Origin of the sequence: Ralstonia sp. OTU4908 (assembly GCF_038440115.1) — a bacterium.
GTDB lineage: Bacteria > Pseudomonadota > Gammaproteobacteria > Burkholderiales > Burkholderiaceae > Ralstonia > Ralstonia pickettii.
The window spans coordinates 172,709-195,458 of sequence record NZ_JASATD010000007.1 but is presented as its reverse complement, the minus strand read 5'-3'; the positions used below and the strand labels follow the sequence as shown (position 1 = coordinate 195,458).

The following is a 22,750-nucleotide window of genomic DNA, read 5'->3' as shown; positions in this document are numbered from 1 at the left end:
CGCGAGTCAGGGCACTTTGGCATTGTGTGTCGCCGGAGCGGTTTCTCCGGCGACACATTTCTAGAAAGTATGGTTGCTGTGAACACTCCGACGTTCTCCCATCAGTCCGATCCGCACAAGCGTGCCCGTTTGCGCTGGCGTGCCCGACGCGGCCTGCTTGAGAACGACATCATCGTCGAGCGCTTTTTCAACCGCTACGAGACGGAACTGTCGGATGACGACGTTGCCGCACTCTCGCAGTTGTTCGAGCTGCCCGACAACGACCTGATGGATCTCCTGCTTGCACGCAAGGAGCCGGAGGGCGAACTCGACGTGCCCCACATTCAGCACGTCCTGACCTTGCTGCGCTCGGTCTGAACCGGCGCGCGAGAGGTTGCCGCAAGACGAATCGGTCCAGCCGCCCCCGGCCGGCGACCTCGATCCGTCTGGCGGGAGTCTCCCGACTTCATTTTTATAAACAGCAGAGAAGGAAACCGACATGACGCCGTCCGAAGTGAAAGCCACCCTATCGTTTTCCGATGGCTCGCCCAGCGTCGAGCTGCCGATCTACAAGGGCACGGTTGGCCCGGACGTGATCGACATCCGCAAGCTGTACGGTCAGACGGGCAAGTTCACGTACGACCCCGGCTTCATGTCGACTGCGTCGTGCAATTCCAAGATCACCTACATCGATGGTGACAAAGGTGAGCTGCTGTACCGCGGCTACGCCATCGACGATCTGGCCAGCAAGTGCGATTTCATGGAAATCTGCTATTTGCTGCTGAAGGGCGAGCTGCCCAACGCCAAGCAGAAGGAAGAGTTCAACCATGTGGTGACGAATCACACCATGGTCCACGAGCAGATGCAGTTCTTCCTGCGCGGTTTCCGCCGTGATGCCCACCCGATGGCCGTGCTGACGGGCCTGGTTGGTGCCATGAGCGCGTTCTATCCGGACGCTGCCAACATCAATGATCCGCGCGAGCGTGAAATCTCGCAGATCCGCCTGATTGCCAAGCTGCCGACGCTGGTGGCCATGGCATACAAGTACAACATCGGTCAGCCGCTCATCTACCCGCAGAACAACCTGTCGTACACGGGCAACTTCATGCGCATGATGTTTGCCACGCCTTGCGAAGACTACAAGGTGAACCCGGTGCTGGAGAAGGCACTGGACCGCATCTTCATCCTGCACGCAGACCACGAGCAGAACGCCTCGACGTCGACGGTGCGCCTGGCGGGTTCCTCGGGCACCAACCCGATCGCTGCCATCGCTGCCGGTATCGCCTGCCTGTGGGGTCCGGCGCACGGTGGCGCGAACGAAGCTGCGCTGAACATGCTGGAAGAAATCGGTACCGTGGACAAGGTGCCCGAGTTCATCAAGCAGGTGAAGGACAAGAACAGCGGCGTGCGCCTGATGGGCTTTGGTCACCGCGTGTACAAGAACTACGATCCGCGCGCCAAGCTGATGCGCGAAACCTGCCACGAAGTGCTGAACGAGCTGGGTCTGCATAACGACCCGCTGTTCAAGCTGGCGATGGAGCTGGAAAAGATCGCCCTGGAAGACGAGTACTTCGTCAGCCGCAAGCTGTATCCGAACGTCGACTTCTACTCGGGCATTGTGCAACGCGCGTTGGGTATCCCGACCTCGATGTTCACCTGCATCTTCGCGCTGGCTCGCTCGGTGGGCTGGATCTCGCAATGGGAAGAGATGATCACCGATCCGGAATACAAGATCGGCCGTCCGCGCCAGCTGTTCAACGGTGCAGCCACCCGCGAAGTGCCGTCGATCGACAAGCGCTAAGCCAAGCTGTTCGCCCTGCAGAAACCCCGCTCGGGAAACCGGCGGGGTTTTTTGTTGCGCGCCGCTTGAGGTGCCGGGAAAGGCCCTCGCGAAATGGCGAAACCCCCTTTCGTCAGTCACGTCCGGTGCCCGATGCACCGGGTGGCATAATCGATCACTCCCCACGAAACTGCTCGCGCAACGGCCCTGATTTCAGATGGCCCGTTGTGTACGGATCGCATCATGGCCAAGACGCTCTACGACAAACTTTGGGACGATCACGTCGTTCATACCGAAGAAGACGGCACGACCGTCCTCTACATCGATCGCCAACTGCTGCACGAAGTGACGAGCCCGCAGGCGTTCGAAGGCCTGAAGCTGGCGCAGCGTCCGGTGTGGCGCATCAGCGCCAACCTGGCCGTGTCGGACCACAACGTGCCGACCACAGATCGCTCGCACGGCATTGCCGATCCGGTTTCGAAGTTGCAAGTCGATACGCTCGATGCCAACTGCGACAGCTACGGCATCACGCAATTCAAGATGAACGACAAGCGTCAGGGCATCGTGCACGTGATCGGGCCGGAGCAGGGCGCGACGCTGCCGGGCATGACGGTGGTCTGCGGTGATTCGCACACCAGCACGCATGGTGCATTCGGCGCGCTCGCGCACGGCATCGGTACGTCGGAAGTCGAGCACGTGCTGGCCACGCAAACGCTGCTCGCCAAGAAGAGCAAGAACATGCTGGTGAAGGTGGAAGGTACGCTGCCTCGCGGCTGCACGGCCAAGGACATCGTGCTCGCCATCATCGGAAAGATCGGTACGGCTGGCGGCACGGGCTATGCCATGGAGTTCGGCGGCTCGGCCATCCGCGCGCTGTCGATGGAAGGCCGCATGACGGTGTGCAACATGGCGATCGAGGCAGGCGCCCGCGCCGGCATGGTCGCTGTGGACGATGTCACGCTGGAGTACATCAAGGGCCGCCCGTTCGCGCCCCAAGGTGTTGAGTGGGAGCAGGCCGTCGTCTACTGGCGCACGCTGCATTCCGACGAGGGTGCGCGTTTCGATCAGGTGGTCGAGCTGCGTGCGGAAGAGATTCGCCCGCAGGTGAGCTGGGGCACGTCGCCGGAAATGGTGGTCAGCATTGAAGACCGCGTGCCGGACCCCGACAAAGAAAAGGACCCGAACAAGCGCAATGCCATGGAGCGCGCGCTCGAATACATGGGTCTGCAGCCGAACGTTGCGATCAGCGACATCAACATCGACAAGGTGTTCATCGGCTCCTGCACCAACAGCCGCATCGAAGACATGCGCGCCGCGGCGTGGGTCGTGCAGAAGCTGGGCAAGCGCATTGCGCCGAACGTGAAGCTGGCGATGGTCGTGCCGGGCTCGGGCCTTGTGAAGGAGCAGGCCGAGCGCGAAGGGCTCGACAAGATTTTCAAGTCGGCGGGCTTTGAGTGGCGCGAGCCGGGTTGCTCGATGTGTCTCGCAATGAACGCTGACCGTCTCGAGCCCGGCGAGCGCTGCGCGTCCACGTCCAACCGCAACTTCGAAGGCCGTCAGGGCGCGGGTGGCCGCACCCACCTGGTAAGCCCGGCGATGGCCGCTGCGGCGGCGCTGGAAGGCCACTTTGTCGACGTGCGCAAGCTCGCTTGAGCGGCAGGATAGAGAGAGCAATCATGGAACAATTCACCATCCACACAGGCCTCGTGGCGCCGCTCGATCGCGAGAACGTCGACACTGACGCCATCATCCCGAAGCAATTCCTCAAGTCGATTAAGCGCACCGGCTTCGGCCCGAACCTGTTTGACGAGTGGCGCTACAAGGACATCGGGGAGCCTGGCCAGGACAACAGCAAGCGACCGCTGAACCCGGATTTCGTGCTGAACCAGCCGCGTTACCAGGGCGCATCGGTGTTGCTCGCCCGCAAGAATTTCGGCTGCGGCAGCTCGCGCGAGCACGCACCGTGGGCACTGCAGCAGTACGGCTTTCGCGCCATCATCGCGCCCAGCTTTGCCGACATCTTCTTCAACAACTGCTTCAAGAACGGCCTGCTGCCGATCGTGCTGACGGAGTCGCAGGTCGACCATCTGTTCAACGAGACGCAAGCGTTTACGGGCTACCAACTGACCGTCGATCTGGACAAGCAGGTCGTCGTCACGCCGGGCGGGACGGCTTATCCGTTTGATATCACAGCGTTCCGCAAATACTGCCTGCTCAACGGCTTCGACGACATCGGCCTGACCTTGCGCTACGCCGACCAGATCAAGGCTTACGAAGCGCAGCGCCTGGCCAGAATGCCGTGGCTCGCGCACAAGCTCGTCGGCTGAGCTGGCACCAGAACAACAAGGACAACCACATGACCAAGATTGCAGTGTTGCCGGGTGACGGCATTGGCAAGGAAATCGTCGCCGAGGCCGTGAAGGTGCTCAAGGTGTTGGGCGAGCCATTCGAGATGGAATTTGCCCCGGTGGGCGGCGCGGGCTACGAGGCCAAGGGCCATCCGCTGCCGGAAGACACCCTCAAGCTCGCCAAGGAAGCCGATGCGATCCTGTTCGGCGCCGTGGGCGACTGGAAGTACGACACGCTGGCGCGCGAACTGCGTCCGGAGCAGGCCATTCTGGGTCTGCGCAAGCACCTGCAACTGTTCGCCAACTTCCGTCCGGCGATCTGCTACCCCGAGTTGACCGGCGCATCGAGCCTCAAGCCGGAAATCGTTGCCGGTCTGGACATCCTGATCGTGCGTGAGTTGAATGGCGACATTTACTTCGGCCAACCGCGCGGCGTGCGCGCGGCGCCCGACGGGCTGTTCGCCGGCGCGCGCGAAGGTTTCGACACCATGCGCTACGCCGAGCCGGAAATCCGCCGCATCGCGCACGTCGCCTTCCAGGCTGCCGCCAAGCGCGGCAAGAAGCTGTGCAGCGTCGACAAGGCGAACGTGCTCGAGACGTTCCAGTTCTGGAGAGACATCGTCATCGACGTCCACAAGGAGTATCCGGAAGTCGAGCTGTCGCACATGTACGTGGACAACGCGGCCATGCAGCTCGTGAAGGCGCCGAAGAACTTCGACGTAATCGTCACCGGCAACATGTTCGGCGACATCCTCTCGGACGAGGCTGCCATGCTGACGGGCTCGATCGGCATGCTGCCGTCGGCGTCGCTCGACGCGAACAACAAAGGCCTGTATGAGCCGTCGCACGGCTCCGCGCCGGACATCGCTGGCAAGGGGATCGCCAACCCGCTGGCGACGATCCTGTCGGCGGCAATGATGCTGCGCTACTCGCTGAACAAGGCCGAGCAGGCCGATCGCATCGAAAACGCCGTCAAAAAGGTGCTCGCCCAGGGCTATCGCACGGGCGACATCCTGACGCCGGGTTGCAAGCAGGTCGGGACGGTGGAGATGGGTGACGCGGTGGTCGCTGCGCTGTAACGAAACGGGCGTTGCGGTGCCGTCACATCCGGTGTCGCAATCGTCGTTTTTTCGGTGGACACATGCTGCAGTGCATTGTGTGCCCGCCAAATCGTGTATATTTTTGCAGATGATTTCGATCGCGCTCCCCGTCCTTGTACTGGGCATTTTGGGTACCCTGGCTATCGCCGCCAAGGGCACCGCCGCGCGCGCTCGCATGACGCCTGTCGAGATTCGCACGACCACCAAAATCATTACCAAAAAAACGATCTCGTAGATCGTCCGTCGTGTCCGTTCGCCTTCCCCGCGCGGTCACGCCGGGCGACCGAGGCGGGGAAAATCACTAGAGGTTCACAATCATGAAGGTAGGTCTCGTCGGTTGGCGCGGCATGGTCGGCAGCGTGCTGATGCAGCGCATGCAGGAAGAAAAGGATTTCGACCTGATCGACACCGTGTTTTTCAGTACCAGCAATGCTGGCGGTAAGGCACCGGCATTCGCCAAGACGGATGCGCCTCTGGCCGACGCCAATGACATCGAAGCACTGAAGGCATGCGACACGATCATCACGTGCCAGGGCGGTGACTACACGACCGAAGTCTTCCCGAAGCTGCGCGCTGCCGGCTGGAACGGCTACTGGATCGACGCCGCCTCGACGCTGCGCATGGAAGACGATGCCGTGATCGTGCTGGACCCGGTCAACCTGTCGCTTATCAAGAATGCGGTGGCGGCTGGCACCAAGAACTTCATCGGCGGCAACTGCACCAACTCCATCCTGCTGATGGGCGTGGGCGGCCTGTTCCGCGAAGGCCTGGTCGAATGGGTCAGCTCGATGACCTACCAGGCGGCTTCGGGCGGTGGTGCGAACCACATGCGCGAACTGCTCAAGGGCATGGGCGTAATTCACGGCGCCGTGGCTGACGAGCTGGCCAACCCGGCGTCCGCCATCCTGGACATCGATCGCAAGGTTGCCAAGACCATCCGCGAAGATGTGCCGACCGAATTCTTCCCGGCGCCGCTCGCGGGTGGCCTGATCCCGTGGATCGACAAGCAGCTCGATAACGGTCAGTCGAAGGAAGAGTGGAAGGGCCAGGCCGAAGTGAACAAGATCCTGGGCACAGCGCAGACGATTCCGGTCGACGGCCTGTGCGTGCGGATTGGTGCGATGCGCTGCCATAGCCTGGGCCTGACGCTCAAGCTCAAGCGCGACCTGCCGCTGGACGAAATCGAGCAGATCATCCGCTCCGGCAACCCGTGGGTGAAGTGGGTCCCGAACGATCGCAGCATCACCGAGAAGGAACTGACGCCGGCATCCATCACGGGTGGCCTGGAAATCGGTGTGGGTCGCGTGCGCAAGCTCAACATGGGGCCGGAATATGTGAGCGCCTTCGTGATCGGCGATCAGCTTCTGTGGGGTGCCGCTGAGCCGTTGCGCCGCACGCTCCGTATCCTGCTGGGCAAGTGATCAAGGCTTTGCTTTCGTTATCGGGCCGCGTATCCGACGTTGTCGTTGCGGCCTGACAACAGAAAGTGTGCTTTTTCAACCAACGCCGCGCGGCCTGCGCGGCGTTGTGCCATCTGGATGCCCACGGCTTGTAACGTTGGTACACAATAGCGGCCGGAACGCTGTCCGCCCATTCGTGGGGTGGACGGGGCACGGGGAAGGGTTAGCGCCACATGAAGCACGCGCATTCCGGGGGGTACGTCGGGTGCTTCAGAATCTCGCCAATTGTGTCGTTTCATAAGAATTGACGGCGGTTCTTATCCAGCATTTCACGTTTTGGGTGAACTTGCTGCGCTAACTCGTTGATGTTAAGTTCGTTTGCACATTAAAAGATAACGGAGTCGAAGGTGAGGGTGAGCCAATACCGCCGGAGAGAATCGTCCCATCGCAGTCCTCGCTGGTCGGCCGTCGCGTTTGCCGCGGCGAGCCTGCTGCTGATTCAGCCCGCTGCGCAAGCGGCCGGTTTCGGCGCGCTGCATGTGCGTTCCAGCCTCGGCCAGCCGCTGCAGGCCGAAATCGATCTGACCGGCGTGACGCCCGAAGAGGCACAAAACCTGGTCGCCAAGCTGGCTGCGCCGGATGCCTATTCGCGTGCCGGACTGACCTACAACCCGATCGTCTCCTCGCTGCGTGCCTCGCTGGAACGCCAGTCGAGCGGCAATTACGTGGTGCGTCTGCGCTCGACGCAGCCCGTCGCAGAGCCGTTCGTTGATGTTCTGGTCGACTTGAACTGGGCAAGCGGCCACGTTTCGCGCGCTTATACGTTCCTGCTGGACCCGGTGGGCTCCAGCAATACCGCACAGAATTTTGCGCCGACGCCGGTGGTGCAGGCCACGACGCCGGGCGCCGTTGAGTCGGCGCCGGCTGCTTCGGCTGCCCAACCGCAAGCGGCTGCTCCGGCCGCTGCCGCGCCGGCACCGTCGCGCCAGCCTCGCGCCGCTCGCCAAACCGCGCGTGCCCAGCAAGCTGCTCCTGCTGCCGCTGCGCCCGATGCTACGCCAGGCGGTTCGTATACGGTGCAGCGTGGCGATAGCCTGTACGACGTGGCATCGACGGCCGCGCAAGGTCAGGACGCCGTGTCGCTCGACCAGATGCTGCTGGCGCTGTATCGCAACAACCCCAACGCTTTCATTGGCGGCAACATCAACCGGCTGCGTACCGGCTCGGTGCTGAAGGTGCCGTCGCAGGCAGAGGCGCAGAAAACGCCGGCGCGCGAAGCCCGCCGCGAAGTCATCGCGCAGACGTCCGGCTTTGCCGGCTACCGCAACCGCCTCGCAACGGCGGCTGAGGCCAACGCAGCGACGGATACCGACTCCGCCCGCCAACAGAGCGGCAGTGTGTCGGCCCGTGTGCAAGATCAAGCCACGCCGGCTGCCAGCGGCCGTGACGAACTGCGTCTCTCCAAGGCCGACCGCGCAGGCAAGGCCGGTGCGGCCGCGGCTCGCGATGAGGAACTCGTCGCCAAGGAGCGTGCGCTCAAGGAAATGGAATCACGCGTTGCACAGTTGCAGAAGAATCTCTCCGACATGCAGCGCCTGGTTGAATTGAAGAACGCTGAACTGGCCAAGGCAGCCAGTGCTGCCAAGCCGGCCGCTGGTGCTGCGCCGTCGACGGCCGCGCCGGCAGTGGCCGCGGCCAATGCGCCGGCACCGGCGGCTGCGTCTGCCCCGGCTCCTGTTGCAGGGGTTCCGGCGGAAACGGCGGCTGCTGCCCCGGCTTCGTCGGCGACGGCTGCTGCGGCGGCTTCCGCACCGGAGGCCGCATCGGCGACTGTGGCTGCAGCCTCGGCTCCGCAAGCAGCTGCCAGTGCACCGGTTGCTGCTGCGTCGGCTCCGGCTGCCGCGCCGAAGAAGGCGCCAGTGGTTGTGGCCCCGCCTCCCCCGGTTCAAGAAGAATCGTTCCTTTCATCGCTGCTGGGCAACCCGATGGCCCTGGGTCTGGGCGGCTTGGTGATCGCGCTGCTGGGTGGTCTGGTGGTGTATCGCCGTCGCCAGCAGAAACCTGAGCAGGCACATGGCTTCCAGGACAGCCTGTTGTCACAGGAAAGCACTGTGATGGCGGGCGCCAACTCTCTGTTTGGTGCGGCCGGCGGTCAAAGCGTCGACACCTCGCAGCACAGCGTGTTCGGTGCGGATTTCCGCATTGGCGGCGGCAACGAGAGCAATGAAGTCGACCCGATTGCTGAGGCCGATGTCTACATCGCCTACGGCCGCGACGTGCAAGCCGAAGAAATCCTGCGCGAGGCACTGGAGCAGCATCCGGAGCGCCAAGCCATTCGCCTGAAGTTGATGGAAATTTACGCCAATCGTCAGGATGCCCACGGCTTCCAGACCATTGCTGAAGAGATGCTGGCGCAAGTTGGCGCGGCCTCGCCTGAATGGGCAGAGGCTGCCGCAATGGGCCGCAAGTTCGATCCGGCCAACCCGCTGTATCTGACGGTGCAGGGTGATGGACACCATCCCGGTGCCGAAGCGCATGCTGAACCGAGCCACTCAGGTGCCGCAGTCGCAGGTGCGGCTGCGCTGGCAGGTGTGGGTGCCGCGGTGGCCGCCGAGGCCTTCAGCCCAACGGTGACGGGCCAGACCACCCGTCGCGGTGACGACTGGACCACGCTGTCTCCGGATCTGGATCCGTCCGCGCCGTCGACCAAGGCACCGCAACTGGCCGATTTCGATCTGCCGCTGGAGTCGTTCCCGGCGCCGGCGGCAGGCGAGCCGATCACTGCGCCCGAAGAGGCTTCGGACATCTTCAAGGTGCATGCCGAACCTGAAGCGGATCTGCCGCAGTTCAACGCGCACGCTGGCGAGGCTTATCAGCCCGTTGCCGCGCCCCCGCTGCATATGGATCTGTCGGACTTGTCGCTGGATCTGAACCCGACGCCGCCTGCTGCAGAAACGGCTGCTCCTGCAGCCTCGGTTGCCGCAGAGGACAGCCTGCCGAGCTGGGCCCAGCCAACCGACCTGTCGCAGGCCCCGATGCACTTCGAATCCGAGCCGCATCACGCAGAGCACGCTGAAGTCGCCAACGACGAACCGCAATCGGCCATCCGTCTGGACACCAACCTGCCGCACACGCTGTCGGGCGAGCATGGCGCCGATGGTGTACGCGATCTGCAGATCAAGTTCGATCTGGCCAAGGCTTACATCGAGATTGGCGACAAGGAAGGTGCCCGCGAACTGCTGCAGGAAGTGCTGGACCTGGGCGATCCCTCGTTCCACGCCGAGGCGCAAGCCTTGATGCGCCAGATCGGCTGACGCCACGCGTCTTACGCCATCGACAGCGCCGGCAGGGTGGTATCCTGCCGGCGTTTTTCTTTCCGCACGAGGATTCACACGGCATGACGCGCATCGCGCTTGGCATCCAGTACGACGGTGCCGCGTTTTCGGGTTGGCAATCGCAGCCGCACGGCAATACCGTGCAAGACGTGCTGGAGTCGGCACTGCGGCAATTTGCCGGCGTGGCGCTGCCGACTACGGTGGCCGGCCGCACCGATGCAGGTGTGCATGCGCTGGGCCAGGTGGTGCATCTGGATACCGACCTCGTGCGCGAGCCGTTTTCGTGGGTGCGCGGCACCAACGCCTTTCTGCCCCCCACGGTGGCCGTGCGATGGGCGCAGGAGATGCCGGAGGGTTTCCACGCGCGATTCTCCGCGCACCGCCGCACGTATTACTACGCACTGACCTTTGGTCCGACGCGGGCACCGCTGCTCGAAGACAAGGCGGGCTACGTGATGCTTCCGCCAGGCCAATCCCTTGACGTGGAAGCCATGAACGAGGCGGCCCAGGTACTGGTCGGCGAGCACGATTTCTCGTCCTTCCGCGCGGCCGAATGCCAAGCCAAGTCGCCCGTCAAAACTATGTATTCAGTGGAGGTGCGAGGCGAGGGCGAATGGGTGTTCGTGCGCATTCGCGGCAGCGCGTTCCTGCACCACATGGTGCGCAACATCATGGGCTGCCTCGTGGCGATCGGGCGCGGCCGCCAGCCGGTGTCCTGGATGGGCGACGTGCTGGCCGCCCGCAGCCGCGTGGCCGCCGCGCCAACTTTCATGCCCGACGGCCTGTATCTGGCCGAGGTCGGCTATCCTGATGCCTTCTCGTTGCCGGCGTCTCCGGCTTCGTCCAGCCTGTTTCGCGGCGTGTTCGACGAGCACGCCGGCCTGTGAATCCCGCTTCCGCCATGCCGTTGCACCGTACCCGTATCAAGCTGTGTGGCCTGACCCAGCCGGCCGATGTCGATCACGCCGTCGCAATCGGCGCCGATGCGATCGGGCTCGTTTTCTATCCGCCCAGTCCGCGTTACGTCACCATCGAGCGGGCGGCAGAGCTGGCGCACCGCGCCGGTCCGTTCGTCACCGTGACGGGCCTGTTCGTCAACGCCAGTGCCGATGATGTGGCACGCGTGCTCGACCAAGTGCCGCTGACGTTGCTTCAGTTCCACGGTGATGAGCCGGCGGAGCTGTGCGCCGAGATCGCCGGAAAGGTAGGGCTGCCCTGGTTGCGCGCCCTGCGTGTTCAGCCCGGGGCCGATTTGGTAGAATTCGCGGATCGGTTTGCCGCTGCCCAAGGCCTGCTGCTCGACGCATTTGTCGAGGGTTATGGCGGCGGCGGCCATGTTTTCGACTGGACCCTCATTCCTCCGCAATGGCTCCCGCAATCGCCATCCTTGCCAACCACAAGCGCCGCTCCTCGGCTCGTTTTGAGTGGTGGGTTGAGCGCGCAAAACGTCGCTGGCGCGATTGAACGCGTGCGGCCGTACGCTGTTGACGTCAGCAGCGGAATCGAAGCCGCACGGGGCGTGAAAGACCACGCCCGGATGACCGCATTTGTGCGTGCGGTCCGCGAGGCCGATGCTGCCCTGGGCGCATCGGTTCAAGCCTGAGCCGATCTGGCTGGTCTCTCGCGACGCACGCCTTCCTGAATATCTCCGCTGACGGGTCTTCCATCCTGACCTCGGCGGACGCCTCGAGAGACTGCCATGTACAACCTGCCCGACGCCCACGGCCATTTTGGCCCCTACGGCGGCACCTTCGTTGCGGAAACGCTGTCCCACGCGCTGGATGAATTGCGCGACGCCTATGCGCGCTACCAGCACGATCCCGAGTTCATCAAGGAATACGAATACGAGCTGAAGCACTTCGTCGGCCGGCCGTCGCCGATCTATCACGCACGCCGCCTGACCGAACACTGCGGCGGCGCACAGATTTACCTGAAGCGCGAAGACCTGAACCACACCGGCGCGCACAAGGTGAACAACGTGATCGGCCAGGCGCTGCTGGCGCGCCGCATGGGCAAGCCGCGCGTGATTGCCGAAACCGGCGCCGGCCAGCATGGTGTCGCCACCGCCACGATTGCTGCGCGCTACGGCATGGAATGCGTCGTCTACATGGGCAGCGAAGACGTGCGCCGCCAGGCCGCGAACGTCTACCGCATGAAGCTGCTGGGCGCGACGGTGGTGCCAGTGGAATCGGGATCGCGCACGCTTAAGGACGCGCTGAACGAAGCGATGCGCGACTGGGTGACCAACGTGGCCGACACCTTCTACATCATCGGCACGGTGGCGGGCCCGCACCCGTATCCGATGATGGTGCGCGACTTCCAGGCCGTGATCGGCGAGGAATGCAAGGTGCAGATGCCCGAGATGACCGGACGCCAGCCGGACGCCGTGATCGCCTGCGTGGGCGGCGGCTCCAACGCCATGGGCATCTTCTACCCGTACATCGACCATGTCGACGTGAAGCTGATCGGCGTGGAAGCAGCGGGCGAGGGCATCGAGACCGGCCGCCACGCCGCGTCGCTCACGGGCGGCTCGCCTGGCGTGCTGCACGGCAACCGCACCTATCTGCTGCAGGATGAAGACGGCCAGATCATCGAGACGCATTCGATCTCGGCGGGGCTCGATTATCCGGGCGTCGGTCCGGAGCACGCCTGGTTGAAGGATGTGCAGCGCGCGGAATACGTCGGCATTACCGACAAGGAAGCGCTGCAGGCTTTCCATGACCTGTGCCGCATGGAGGGCATCATCCCGGCGCTGGAATCGAGCCACGCACTGGCGTACGCGTGCAAGCTGGCGCCGACGCTCCCGAAGGACAAGATCCTGCTGGTGAACCTGTCGGGCCGCGGCGACAAGGATATGCATACCGTCGCCGAATTCTCCGGCATCAAGCTCTGACGGACGCCGCATGACCGAGCGCGCCATCGACGGCATCTTCAACGAGGACTGCATTACCGGGGTCGGGCATCTGGCCGACGGTAGCGTCGACCTCGTCATCGCCGATCCGCCGTACGGGCTGGGCAAGGATTACGGCAACGATTCCGACAAACTGTCGGGCGATGCCTACCTCGCCTGGTCCGAACGCTGGATCGATGCGGTGCGGCCCAAGCTGGCGCGCAACGGATCGCTCTACCTGTTCTGCACGTGGCAATACGCGCCGGAACTGTTCGTGATGCTCAAGCAGCGCCTGACCATGGTCAACGAGATCATCTGGGACCGCCGGGTGCCGAGCATGGGCGGCAGCACGCGCAAGTTCTCGTCGGTGCACGACAACATCGGCTTTTTTGCCGCTTCGCGCGATTACTACTTCGATGTCGACGCCGTGCGCATTCCGTACGACGCCGAAACGAAGAAGGCGCGCAGCCGCAAGCGTTTCGAGGGCAAGAAGTGGCTGGAAGTCGGCTACAACCCGAAGGACGTGTGGAGCGTGTCGCGCCTGCACCGGCAAGACCCGGAGCGCGCAGAGCACCCGACGCAGAAGCCGCTGGAACTGGTGGAACGCATGATCCTGGCAAGCTGCCCGCCGGGCGGCCTGGTGCTGGACCCGTTCCTGGGCAGCGGCACCACGGCGGCCGCGTGTGCAAGGCTTGGCCGCCGCTTCGCCGGCTTCGAGATCAACGCCGACTATTGCCGCGTGGCGCGCGAACGGGTGGCTGCTGTGCATGCCGCCGCTGACGCCAACGCGCAACCGACTGAATCGCAGGCGCCTGAGACCATCAAGGTCGCCTGAAACCTGATCCCCCTATGTCCCGCATCGCTCAAACCTTCTCACAACTGTCTGCGCAGGGCCGCAAGGGCCTGATTCCGTTCATAACGGCGGGCGATCCGTACCCCGAGATGACCGTCGACCTGATGCACGCACTGGTCAAGGGCGGCTCCAACGTCATCGAACTGGGCGTGCCGTTTTCCGACCCGATGGCCGATGGTCCGGTGATCCAACGTGCGTCCGAGCGCGCATTGGCCAAGAAGGTGGGCCTGCGCACGGTGCTGGAGTATGTGCGTGCTTTCCGCACCACCGACTCGACGACACCCGTGGTGCTCATGGGTTACGCCAACCCGATCGAGCGGATGGGCGTCGAAGCCTTTGCCAAGGCGGCATCCGAAGCAGGCGTGGACGGTGTGCTCGTGGTCGACTACCCGCCGGAAGAATGCGAGGCCTTTGCCAAGACCATGCGCGCCGCCGGCATCGATCCGATCTTCCTGCTGGCGCCCACCTCCACCGAAGCACGCATCGCGCAGATCGCCCGTGTGGCAAGCGGCTACATCTATTACGTCTCGCTCAAAGGCGTGACGGGCGCGGCCACCATCGACCTGGACGCGGTGGCTGAGCGCATCCCGCAGATCCGCCAGCACGCGCGGCTGCCGGTGGGCGTCGGTTTCGGCATCCGTGATGCGGCAACTGCACGTGCGATCGGCGGTGTTGCGGATGCGGTGGTCATCGGATCCCGCATTGTGCAATTGTTGGAGGAAGCTCCTCGCGAACAAGCGGTACAATACTTGACTGATTTCATCGCGGAGATCCGCCAGGCGCTGGACGCCTGATCTGCGCGACACTGCATTCAAGGAGCACGCATGAGCTGGCTGGACAAACTGCTTCCGCCCAAGATCCAACAGACCGACCCGTCGCAGCGCAAGGGCATTCCCGAAGGCCTGTGGGTCAAATGCCCGGCTTGCGAGTCGGTGCTGTATCGGACCGACGTCGAGGCCAACCTGCACGTCTGCCCGAAGTGCGATCACCATATGCGCATCGGCGCCCGCGCCCGCCTGGACGCACTGCTGGACGCCGAAGGCCGCTATGAGCTGGGCCAGGAGATCCTCCCGGTCGACGCGCTCAAGTTCAAGGACACGAAGAAGTACCCCGACCGCATTAAGGCGGCGATGGACGACACGGGTGAAACCGACGCCATGGTCGTGATGGGTGGCGCCATTCACGCGCTGCCGGTCGTCGTGGCGTGCTTCGAGTTCGAATTCATGGGCGGCTCGATGGGCTCCGTGGTGGGCGAGCGTTTCACGCGCGGCGCACAGACGGCGCTGGAGCAAAAGGTGCCGTTCATCTGCGTGTCGGCCACCGGTGGCGCGCGTATGCAGGAAAGCCTGCTGTCGCTCATGCAGATGGCGAAGACGACGTCGATGATCCAGAAGCTAGCTGAAGCCAAGCTGCCCTTCATCAGCGTGCTGACCGATCCGACCATGGGCGGCGTGTCCGCCAGCTTCGCCTTCATGGGCGACGTGGTGATCGCCGAGCCGAAGGCGCTGATCGGCTTTGCCGGCCCGCGCGTGATCGAACAGACCGTTCGCGAGAAGCTGCCGGAAGGCTTCCAGCGCGCCGAGTTCCTGCTGCAGAAGGGTGCGATCGACATGATCGTCGATCGCCGTAACATGCGCCGCGAGATCGCCGAGCTTCTGGCGCTCCTGCAGAAGCAACCGGCCGACGCACTGGCCTGATGCCGCACACCTGTTGAACCGAAGCGCGGGCGAGAGTCCGCGCTTCTTGTTTTTGCGCGGCCCGATTCGCTGACGCCGCGCCACCTATTTCGCATGCCTACATTCGACACGCTGCCCGACTGGCTCGCTCATCTGGAAACCGCACACCCGGTCGGCATCGACATGGGTCTGGCACGCATCAGTCGCGTGCGCGATGCGCTCGGGCTGGAATTCAAATCAGTCGTCTTCACCGTGGGCGGCACCAATGGCAAGGGCTCGACCTGCGCGATGCTGGAGGCGATCCTGCTGGCCGCTGGCTACAAAGTGGGTTGCCATACCTCGCCGCACCTGATCGATTTCAACGAGCGTGCACGCTTGAATGGCGAGATCGCGACCGACGCGATGCTGCTGCCGCACTTCGAGGCGGTGGAACGCGTGCGCTGCAGCTTTCCCGAGCCCGTCAGCCTGACGTACTTCGAATTCACCACGCTGGCGATCATGCATCTGTTCGCCAGCGCGGGTCTCGACGCGGTGATCCTGGAAGTCGGCCTGGGCGGTCGGCTGGATGCGGTCAACATTGTCGATACCGATTGCGCCGTCATCACCAGTGTCGATCTCGACCACATGGCCTACCTGGGGGACACTCGCGAGGCCATCGGCTTTGAGAAGGCCGGTATCTTCCGCGCAGGCAAGCCGGCGATCTGTTCTGACCCGGTGCCGCCGGTCTCCCTGGTCAAACACGCTGAAGCGATCGGCGCAGACCTCTGGCTGATCGGCCGCGATTTCAACTTCCAGGGTGATAAGCAGCAGTGGGGCTTCAGTGGGCGCGGGCGTCGTTGGCCGAGCCTTGGCTACCCGGCATTGCGCGGGGCGAACCAACTGCTGAATGCATCGGCCGCGCTGGCAGCGTTGGAGTCGGTGCGCGACCGGTTGCCGATCTCGGCGCAGGACGTGCGTCTGGGGCTGTCGCAGGTGGTGCTGCCGGGGCGTTTCCAGGTGCTGCCGGGGCGTCCTTCCGTCGTCCTGGACGTCGCGCACAACCCGCACGCGTCGGCAGCGCTGGGTCAGAACCTGGAGAACATGGGCTTCTCCCGCTACACCTACGGGGTGTTCGGCGCGATGCAGGACAAGGACGTCGCCGGTGTGCTGGGCCACATGCTCGACAAGGTCGACCACTGGTGCCTGACCGATTTGCCTACGCCGCGTGCGGCGAGCGCCGCGAGCTTGGCCCAGGCGCTGGCCGATGCCGGTTTCCGCGCAGGGAAGGAGTCCAGCGTGAGCACATTCAGCGATCCCGCCACAGCCTATCGCAACGCCATGGAGCGGGCGACCGAGGATGATAGAATCGTGGTCTTCGGATCGTTCTACACCGTTGCCGGCGTGCTGGCGGAGCGCAAGAGTCGCGCGCACTAAACCCGGGGCCCTCATGGGACTGTTTTCCATCTTCTCCTCCCGCAAGAACGCTGAAGGCGAACGCACACGCGGCGCAACCGCCGGCAGTGCTGCCGATGTGGCCCGCGATGCGGTGCGTGGTTCGCGCGCATCGTCGAATGCTCGCAGCCGCGCCTCCCGTCGAACCGACGATGATGACGACGGCCTTGACCCCGAACTCCCGCAAAAACAACGCGCTCGCCGCCGCCTGATCGGCGCGGTGGTACTGGTTGGCGCTGCCGTGATCGTGCTGCCCCTCGTGTTCGACGCCAAGCCGCGCCCCGTGACCGATCCCGTGGCCGTGCAGATCCAGGATCAGCCGGTCGATCGTGGCGCCAAGGTCTCCACCGATGAGCCGAAGGTCGCCAGCCGGCGTTCTGCGTCGCGTCCTGCGGCTTCGTCGACGGATCAGGCGCAAGCGCTTGACCAGGGCGAAGAGGTGGTTGCCAGCACGGATGCGCCGGCGGCTCAGGATACCCCTGCCGCAGCCAAGCCTGCGACGCCTCCTAAGACGGTCGCGAGCGTGACGCCGCTCGCTGAGTCCAAGTCCGCAACGAAACCCGCCCAATCGGCCGCTCAGCCCGCTCAGCCCGCCCATCAAGCCGCGGCGCCGAGCACCGATGCAAATGGCGGCAAGTTCATCCTGCTGATTGGTGCCTTTGCGTCCGAAGACCGTGCCCGCAATTGGCTGGGCAAGCTCAAGGGCGAGAAGATCCCTGGTTACATCGAACACAAGAAGGTGCCTGAGAAGGGCGATCTGGCCTTGTTGCGCGCGGGGCCGTTCAACGATCGGGCATCTGCGGAAGCGGCGCAGAAGCGCGCCGAACAGATCGGCCTGACGCCTAAACTCGTGCAGCAATAACGATGCGGCCGAACGTGTACCCAGCGCGCTCGTCGGATTTGCTGACGGTTCACGCTGCATTCCGCCACAGTCCATCCAAGCCGCAGCCCGATGCAACCGACGTTCTTTGACTACGGTGTGCTGTTCATCATCGTCACGTCGGCGCTGATTGGGTTGTTTCGCGGGCTGATCCGTGAGGTGCTGGCGCTGCTCGGGTGGCTGTTTGCCGCATGGGTGGCGTACACGTTTTCCGGTGTGGCGGCGGGCTGGATGCCGGAAACGCTGCCTGGCGGCCCGGTCGCACGCACCATTCTCGGTTTCGTCCTACTGTTTATCGTGACGGTGATTGCGACTTCGCTGGTGGGGGCACTGCTTTCGGCGGCGCTGGCGAGCGCGGGGCTCAAGCCAGCGGATCGCGGTCTGGGTATGGTGTTCGGGTTGGCGCGCGGAGGCGTGATCATCCTCGTGTTGATGACCGTGGCCGGCTTTACCAGCCTGCCGGAGCAACCGTTCTGGCGCGATGCGATCACGCGGCCCTATGCGGAGCAGGCAGCACAAGCTGCCAAGCCGTTGTTGCCACCGGATGTCGCAAAGTATGTTCACTATTGATCTGGAGCGTCTGGCCACAAGCTAGGCAATTCGGGAAGCTTCCTCGGCGCCCGCAACGGGTGTGGGCGCCACCAAATACGTTCTCGCTGGAGTTCGACATGTGCGGTATCGTTGGGGTGGTCTCCGCCACGCCCGTCAATCAGCTGATCTATGACAGCCTGTTGCTCCTGCAACACCGGGGGCAGGACGCGGCGGGCATCGCCACCGCATCAGGCAGCACTTTCCACATGCACAAGGCCAACGGCATGGTGCGCGACGTGTTCCGCACGCGCAACATGCGCGGTCTGCCGGGCACGAGCGGCATCGGCCAAGTGCGTTATCCGACCGCGGGTTCTTCCAGCGAGGAAGAGGCTCAACCGTTCTATGTCAATGCGCCCTTTGGCATCGTGCTGGCACACAACGGCAACTTGACGAACTCGGATCAGCTTCGCGAAGAGATGTTCCGACGCGATCGCCGTCACATCAATACGCAGTCCGACTCCGAAGTGCTGCTGAACGTGCTGGCCGACGAGCTGCAACGTGCCAGCAACGATATTCCGCTGAATCGCGATTCGATCTTCACGGCGGTGGAAGGCCTGCACCGCCGCGTGCGCGGTTCGTACGCTATTGCTGCCGAGATCTCGGGCTACGGCGTGCTGGCTGTGCGCGACCCGTTCGGCATCCGCCCGCTTGCACTGGGTAGCCAGGAAACGCCGGAGGGCCGTATCGAATACATGGTTGCTTCGGAATCGGTCGCGCTGGAAGGCATTGGCTTCAAGTTCGAGCGCGATGTGGCGCCCGGCGAAGCCATCTTCATCGACCTCGAGGGCAAGCTGCACACCAAGCAATGCGCTGCCAACCCGGTGCTTTCGCCGTGCATTTTTGAATACGTCTATCTGGCTCGTCCGGACTCGCGCATGGATGGAGTGTCGGTGTACGACGCGCGCCTGCGCATGGGCGACTACCTGGCCGAGAAGATCAAGCGTGAAGTGACCGACAGGATCGACGTGGTGATGCCGATTCCGGATTCGTCCCGCCCGGCTGCCATGCAGGTGGCCAACCACCTGGGCGTGCCGTACCGCGAAGGTTTCTTCAAGAATCGCTACGTGGGCCGCACTTTCATCATGCCGGGTCAGGCGGTACGCAAGAAATCCGTGCGCCAGAAGCTCAACGCCATGGCCATCGAGTTCAAGGACAAGAACGTGCTGATCGTCGATGACTCCATCGTGCGCGGCACGACGTCGTCGGAGATCGTGCAGATGGCGCGCGATGCCGGTGCCAAGAAGGTGATCTTCGCATCGGCCGCGCCGCCGGTGAAGTTCCCCAACGTGTACGGTATCGACATGCCGACGCGCGGCGAACTGGTGGCCTATGGTCGCACGCACGAAGAGATTGCCAAGATCATCGGCGCCGACCAGCTCGTGTACCAGGACGTGGAAGACATGAAGCGTGCCGTGCGCGACGTCAATCCGGCACTGAAGGATTTCGATGCGTCATGCTTTGACGGCAAGTACGTGACGGGCGACATTGACGAGGCGTACCTGGATCGCCTGGAGGCCGCGCGCAACAATTCCGCCAAAGCCGATCGTGAAAACGCGCAGAACGATGATCCGCGCACGCAACTGCATCTGCAGCGCTCCGCCGTGAACGAGTGATCTCGCACGCAGCAAAAGAAAAGCCCGTCATCGTGACGGGCTTTTTTGTTGGGCGTTGCTATCGCGCCTTACTTGAGCATGCGACGACGCAGCAGCCAGAGACACAGCAGCAGGGCGCCGACGGCGTACAGGAGCAGCACGCCAAGGTGTAGCGGGATGTTGTCGGGCGTGCGGCCGAGCATCAGCGGGCGGATCAGATCCACCGCGTGAGGCAGTGGCAGTACGCGCGTCGCCGCGCGCACAGGCGCCGGCAGTTGCGACAGCGGGAAGAACACGCCCGAGAGCAGCATCATCGGCGTGATCACCAGCGTCTGGTAGAACATGAAGAAGTCGTAGTTGGGCGCAAGCGCCGTCATGTTCATCGCCAGGCAGGCAAAGGTGAAGCCGGTCAAGACGATGACGGGCAGGGCCAGCAGTGCCTGCGGCATCGACGCATAGCCGAGTGCGCCCGCGACCAGCATGATCGCCAGGCCCGAGAGCACCGACTTGCTGGCGGCCCAGAACAGCTCGCCAAGGACCACGTCGCCCAGGCTGAGCGGTGCATACAGGATCGCCTCCCATGTACGTTGCACGTGCATGCGCGAGAACGCGGAATACATCGCTTCGAAGCTCGCCGACATCATTGTGCTGGACGCCACGGTGCCGGCCGCCAGGAATGCGATGTACGACACGCCGTCGACGCGCCCGACCAGCAGGCCAAGGCCGAGCCCGAGCCCGAACAGATAGATCAGCGGGTCGGCCAGGTTGCCGGCCATCGACGGAATGGCCAGCTTGCGCCACACCATGAAGTTGCGCAGCCAGACGTACTGCCAGTTGCGGAAGTTGAGCGGCAGCAGCGGCTGCGGAAAGGCCTGTTTTTGCGTGGGAGTGAGTGCGGTTTCAGTGGGCATGTGCGGTTCTCTCAGTCACGCATTTCGCGGCCGGTCAGGCGCAGGAACACATCTTCGAGATTGGCCGGGCGATGCAGATAGCGCAGGCCGGGCATGGTGTGGGTTTCTGCCTGCGTGCGCAGTGCGGCTACCAGCGGCTGCGGATCGCGTGCGTAGCAGAAGAGCGTCTCCCCACTGATTTCCACGCGGTCGGCCAGCGGTGTGAGCAGCGTGCGAAGGGCGTTGAGATCGTCGCCGTAGACTTCAACCACGTCGCAGCCAATTTCGCGTGCGATGAGTTCCTGCGGCTTGCCTTGAGCGATCTTGCGACCGTTGTCGATCACGCAGAGTTCATCGCACAGGCGCTCGGCTTCTTCCATGAAATGCGTGGTCAGCAAGATGGTTTTGCCGGCGGCGAGCAACGAGCGCAGGCGCTCCCAGATCAGGTGCCGCGCTTGCGGGTCGAGGCCTGTGGTGGGCTCGTCCATGACGAGGATGTCGGGATCGTTGATCAGCGCGCGCGCGACCGTCAGCCGCCGCTTCATTCCGCCTGAGAGCGCGCGCACGGGTGCATCGGCTTTCTGTTCGAGCCGCGCAAATTCCAGCAGGGTGGGAATGCGCCCGCGAATGGTCGCTGCCGACAGGCCAAAGTAGCGCCCGAAGATGCGCAGGTTTTCCGAGACGGAGAAATCGGGGTCCAGATTGTCGAACTGCGCCACCACGCCCACGCGCATGCGTGCACGGTGCGCGGCTTCGGGGACGGGCTCGTCGCACAGTCGCAGGCTGCCCGCATCGGGCATCGTCATGCCGAGCAGCATGCGCAGCGTGGTGGTCTTGCCGGCGCCGTTGGGGCCCAGCAGGCCGAAGCACTGGCCGCGCCGAACGTGGAAACTGAGGTTGTCGACGACAGTCTGGTCACCGTAACGTTTGCGCAGGCCTTCGACGCTCAGGATCGGTGTGCTGCTCACGCCAAAACCCTCTTGCTCGTATCGCACATTGCCTCCGTTGCAAAACGCCGATTATGCGCCGGCATTCGCATAGGCGTATGAGGGGAATGTGCGATGGCATGGCGCCGCTCTCAGCCAACAAAAAGGGCCAGGCGTCATCGCCTGACCCGTGCCTGCAGCGCACATGCGGCGCGCGGGATTTATTTCGTCACTGCGTTACCGACCACACCACCCAGTGCGGCCCCGCCCAGCGTAGCGCCCGGACCACCCCAGATGGCCGCCCCGGCGACACCACCTGCGGCTGCGCCCAACGCGGTATTGCGCTGCTTTGGCGTCATGTCCGCGCATCCGCTGACGGATGCCAGTGCGGCCGCCAGAATCAAGGATACGAAGGCACGCATAACCAACTCCTTTTGTCGTTTGTGTCCCTCTATTGAAGGTCTTGCGCGCCGTTATGTGCAGGTGACGTTGCCTGAAAGGCGTGTCAGCCAATTCCCACAGTTCCGGCGCCGCTTCCGGCAGCAAAGTTCCCGCCGATCATCAGGCCTTGGCGGGCTTCTGCTGGCGCTCGTATTTGAACTCCGGCAGCGCCTTGATGGCATCCTTGGTGGCGCCAGGCAGCACGATCTTGCCCTGGTCGTATTTGAACTGGTTCACAGGGATGGCGACGTCGTGGCGCCCCACGCCAACAAAGCCGCCCGCTCCGACGATCGCAAACGAGACGGCGTTCTCCGGCGTCACGATCAGGTCCTGCACACTGCCGACCTTCTCGTTGGCTTCGTTATAGATGGTCTTGCCCAGCACTTGTTTCTTCACACTCACGCCCTTGATGACCGCGTCCAGTTCGGTCACGGATACACCGAGTGCAGCGTGGCCCGCGACTTGCGAGAAAGCCTGCGGCGCGGCAGCAATGGAAGCGGTGGCGATCAGGGCAGCAGCGAGACGTTTCATCGTGACTCCATGGTCTGGTGAAAGATGCGCTCGACTCTACCGTGCACATGGCCGCCGGCGCAGGCGAGTGCGTCCGATATGCCTGTAGGACAAACGGGTGATGTCAC

General features: G+C 63.7%; 21 protein-coding genes. 17 read left to right on the top strand and 4 right to left on the bottom strand.

Going from position 1 to position 22,750, the window contains the following annotated elements; all coding sequences use genetic code 11:
• Nucleotides 1-69 precede the first annotated feature (69 nt).
• From AAHM38_RS09135 to purF, 17 genes are all read left to right on the top strand, one after another.
• Nucleotides 70-357, top strand: a complete 288-nt coding sequence (locus AAHM38_RS09135; RefSeq protein ID WP_009241006.1) for an FAD assembly factor SdhE — start codon at nucleotides 70-72, stop codon at nucleotides 355-357.
• A gap of 121 nt (nucleotides 358-478) precedes the next feature.
• Nucleotides 479-1,780 (top strand): citrate synthase, encoded by a 1,302-nt coding sequence (gene gltA, locus AAHM38_RS09130; RefSeq protein ID WP_004634431.1) that lies wholly within the window; start codon nucleotides 479-481, stop codon nucleotides 1,778-1,780.
• A 222-nt stretch (nucleotides 1,781-2,002) separates the two neighbouring features.
• The gene (gene leuC, locus AAHM38_RS09125) at nucleotides 2,003-3,412 is read left to right on the top strand and encodes a 3-isopropylmalate dehydratase large subunit (protein WP_116576028.1); all 1,410 of its coding nucleotides are present in this window, start codon (nucleotides 2,003-2,005) and stop codon (nucleotides 3,410-3,412) included.
• A gap of 23 nt (nucleotides 3,413-3,435) precedes the next feature.
• The gene (gene leuD / locus AAHM38_RS09120; protein WP_012762257.1) at nucleotides 3,436-4,086 is read left to right on the top strand and encodes a 3-isopropylmalate dehydratase small subunit; all 651 of its coding nucleotides are present in this window, start codon (nucleotides 3,436-3,438) and stop codon (nucleotides 4,084-4,086) included.
• 29 nt (nucleotides 4,087-4,115) lie between these two features.
• Entirely contained in the window at nucleotides 4,116-5,186 is a 1,071-nt protein-coding gene (gene leuB / locus AAHM38_RS09115) for a 3-isopropylmalate dehydrogenase (RefSeq protein WP_012762256.1), read from the top strand.
• 338 nt (nucleotides 5,187-5,524) lie between these two features.
• On the top strand, nucleotides 5,525-6,628 hold the full coding sequence (asd, locus tag AAHM38_RS09110; protein ID WP_004634424.1) for an aspartate-semialdehyde dehydrogenase: 1,104 nt from the start codon (nucleotides 5,525-5,527) through the stop codon (nucleotides 6,626-6,628).
• 386 nt (nucleotides 6,629-7,014) lie between these two features.
• The gene (gene tapV / locus AAHM38_RS09105; protein WP_116576029.1) at nucleotides 7,015-9,921 is read left to right on the top strand and encodes a FimV/HubP family polar landmark-like protein TapV; all 2,907 of its coding nucleotides are present in this window, start codon (nucleotides 7,015-7,017) and stop codon (nucleotides 9,919-9,921) included.
• Between the two features lie 83 nt (nucleotides 9,922-10,004).
• Nucleotides 10,005-10,829 carry a tRNA pseudouridine(38-40) synthase TruA gene (gene truA, locus AAHM38_RS09100; protein WP_009241001.1) on the top strand — a complete coding sequence of 275 codons (825 nt, stop codon included), beginning with the start codon at nucleotides 10,005-10,007 and terminating at the stop codon, nucleotides 10,827-10,829.
• A 14-nt stretch (nucleotides 10,830-10,843) separates the two neighbouring features.
• Nucleotides 10,844-11,545 carry a phosphoribosylanthranilate isomerase gene (locus tag AAHM38_RS09095; protein WP_116576030.1) on the top strand — a complete coding sequence of 234 codons (702 nt, stop codon included), beginning with the start codon at nucleotides 10,844-10,846 and terminating at the stop codon, nucleotides 11,543-11,545.
• A gap of 96 nt (nucleotides 11,546-11,641) precedes the next feature.
• Complete coding sequence (trpB, locus tag AAHM38_RS09090; RefSeq protein ID WP_116576031.1) at nucleotides 11,642-12,835, top strand: tryptophan synthase subunit beta; 1,194 nt, start codon at nucleotides 11,642-11,644, stop codon at nucleotides 12,833-12,835.
• Between the two features lie 10 nt (nucleotides 12,836-12,845).
• Nucleotides 12,846-13,667, top strand: a complete 822-nt coding sequence (locus tag AAHM38_RS09085; RefSeq protein WP_009240998.1) for a DNA-methyltransferase — start codon at nucleotides 12,846-12,848, stop codon at nucleotides 13,665-13,667.
• A 14-nt stretch (nucleotides 13,668-13,681) separates the two neighbouring features.
• A complete protein-coding gene (gene trpA / locus AAHM38_RS09080) occupies nucleotides 13,682-14,479 on the top strand; it encodes a tryptophan synthase subunit alpha (RefSeq protein WP_102067530.1) in 798 nt (265 codons plus the stop codon).
• Nucleotides 14,480-14,509: 30 nt separating this feature from the next.
• Nucleotides 14,510-15,382, top strand: coding sequence for an acetyl-CoA carboxylase, carboxyltransferase subunit beta (gene accD / locus AAHM38_RS09075; protein WP_027681093.1), 873 nt, complete (start codon nucleotides 14,510-14,512; stop codon nucleotides 15,380-15,382).
• 93 nt (nucleotides 15,383-15,475) lie between these two features.
• On the top strand, nucleotides 15,476-16,774 hold the full coding sequence (gene folC / locus AAHM38_RS09070; RefSeq protein WP_116576032.1) for a bifunctional tetrahydrofolate synthase/dihydrofolate synthase: 1,299 nt from the start codon (nucleotides 15,476-15,478) through the stop codon (nucleotides 16,772-16,774).
• A gap of 13 nt (nucleotides 16,775-16,787) precedes the next feature.
• Nucleotides 16,788-17,654 (top strand): SPOR domain-containing protein, encoded by an 867-nt coding sequence (locus AAHM38_RS09065; RefSeq protein WP_116576033.1) that lies wholly within the window; start codon nucleotides 16,788-16,790, stop codon nucleotides 17,652-17,654.
• 90 nt (nucleotides 17,655-17,744) lie between these two features.
• Nucleotides 17,745-18,242 carry a CvpA family protein gene (locus AAHM38_RS09060; protein WP_009240994.1) on the top strand — a complete coding sequence of 166 codons (498 nt, stop codon included), beginning with the start codon at nucleotides 17,745-17,747 and terminating at the stop codon, nucleotides 18,240-18,242.
• 98 nt (nucleotides 18,243-18,340) lie between these two features.
• A complete protein-coding gene (gene purF / locus AAHM38_RS09055) occupies nucleotides 18,341-19,876 on the top strand; it encodes an amidophosphoribosyltransferase (protein WP_116576034.1) in 1,536 nt (511 codons plus the stop codon).
• Between the two features lie 68 nt (nucleotides 19,877-19,944).
• Here purF and AAHM38_RS09050 read toward each other — a convergent pair whose 3' ends face one another.
• The 4 genes from AAHM38_RS09050 to AAHM38_RS09035 form a co-directional block, all read right to left on the bottom strand.
• Entirely contained in the window at nucleotides 19,945-20,766 is an 822-nt protein-coding gene (locus tag AAHM38_RS09050) for an ABC transporter permease (RefSeq protein WP_116576035.1), read from the bottom strand.
• Nucleotides 20,767-20,777: 11 nt separating this feature from the next.
• Nucleotides 20,778-21,740 carry a nodulation factor ABC transporter ATP-binding protein NodI gene (gene nodI / locus AAHM38_RS09045; protein ID WP_116576036.1) on the bottom strand — a complete coding sequence of 321 codons (963 nt, stop codon included), beginning with the start codon at nucleotides 21,738-21,740 and terminating at the stop codon, nucleotides 20,778-20,780.
• 152 nt (nucleotides 21,741-21,892) lie between these two features.
• On the bottom strand, nucleotides 21,893-22,093 hold the full coding sequence (locus AAHM38_RS09040) for a glycine zipper 2TM domain-containing protein (RefSeq protein WP_004634401.1): 201 nt from the start codon (nucleotides 22,091-22,093) through the stop codon (nucleotides 21,893-21,895).
• Nucleotides 22,094-22,232: 139 nt separating this feature from the next.
• Complete coding sequence (locus AAHM38_RS09035; protein WP_009240990.1) at nucleotides 22,233-22,643, bottom strand: PRC-barrel domain-containing protein; 411 nt, start codon at nucleotides 22,641-22,643, stop codon at nucleotides 22,233-22,235.
• Nucleotides 22,644-22,750: the final 107 nt, after the last annotated feature.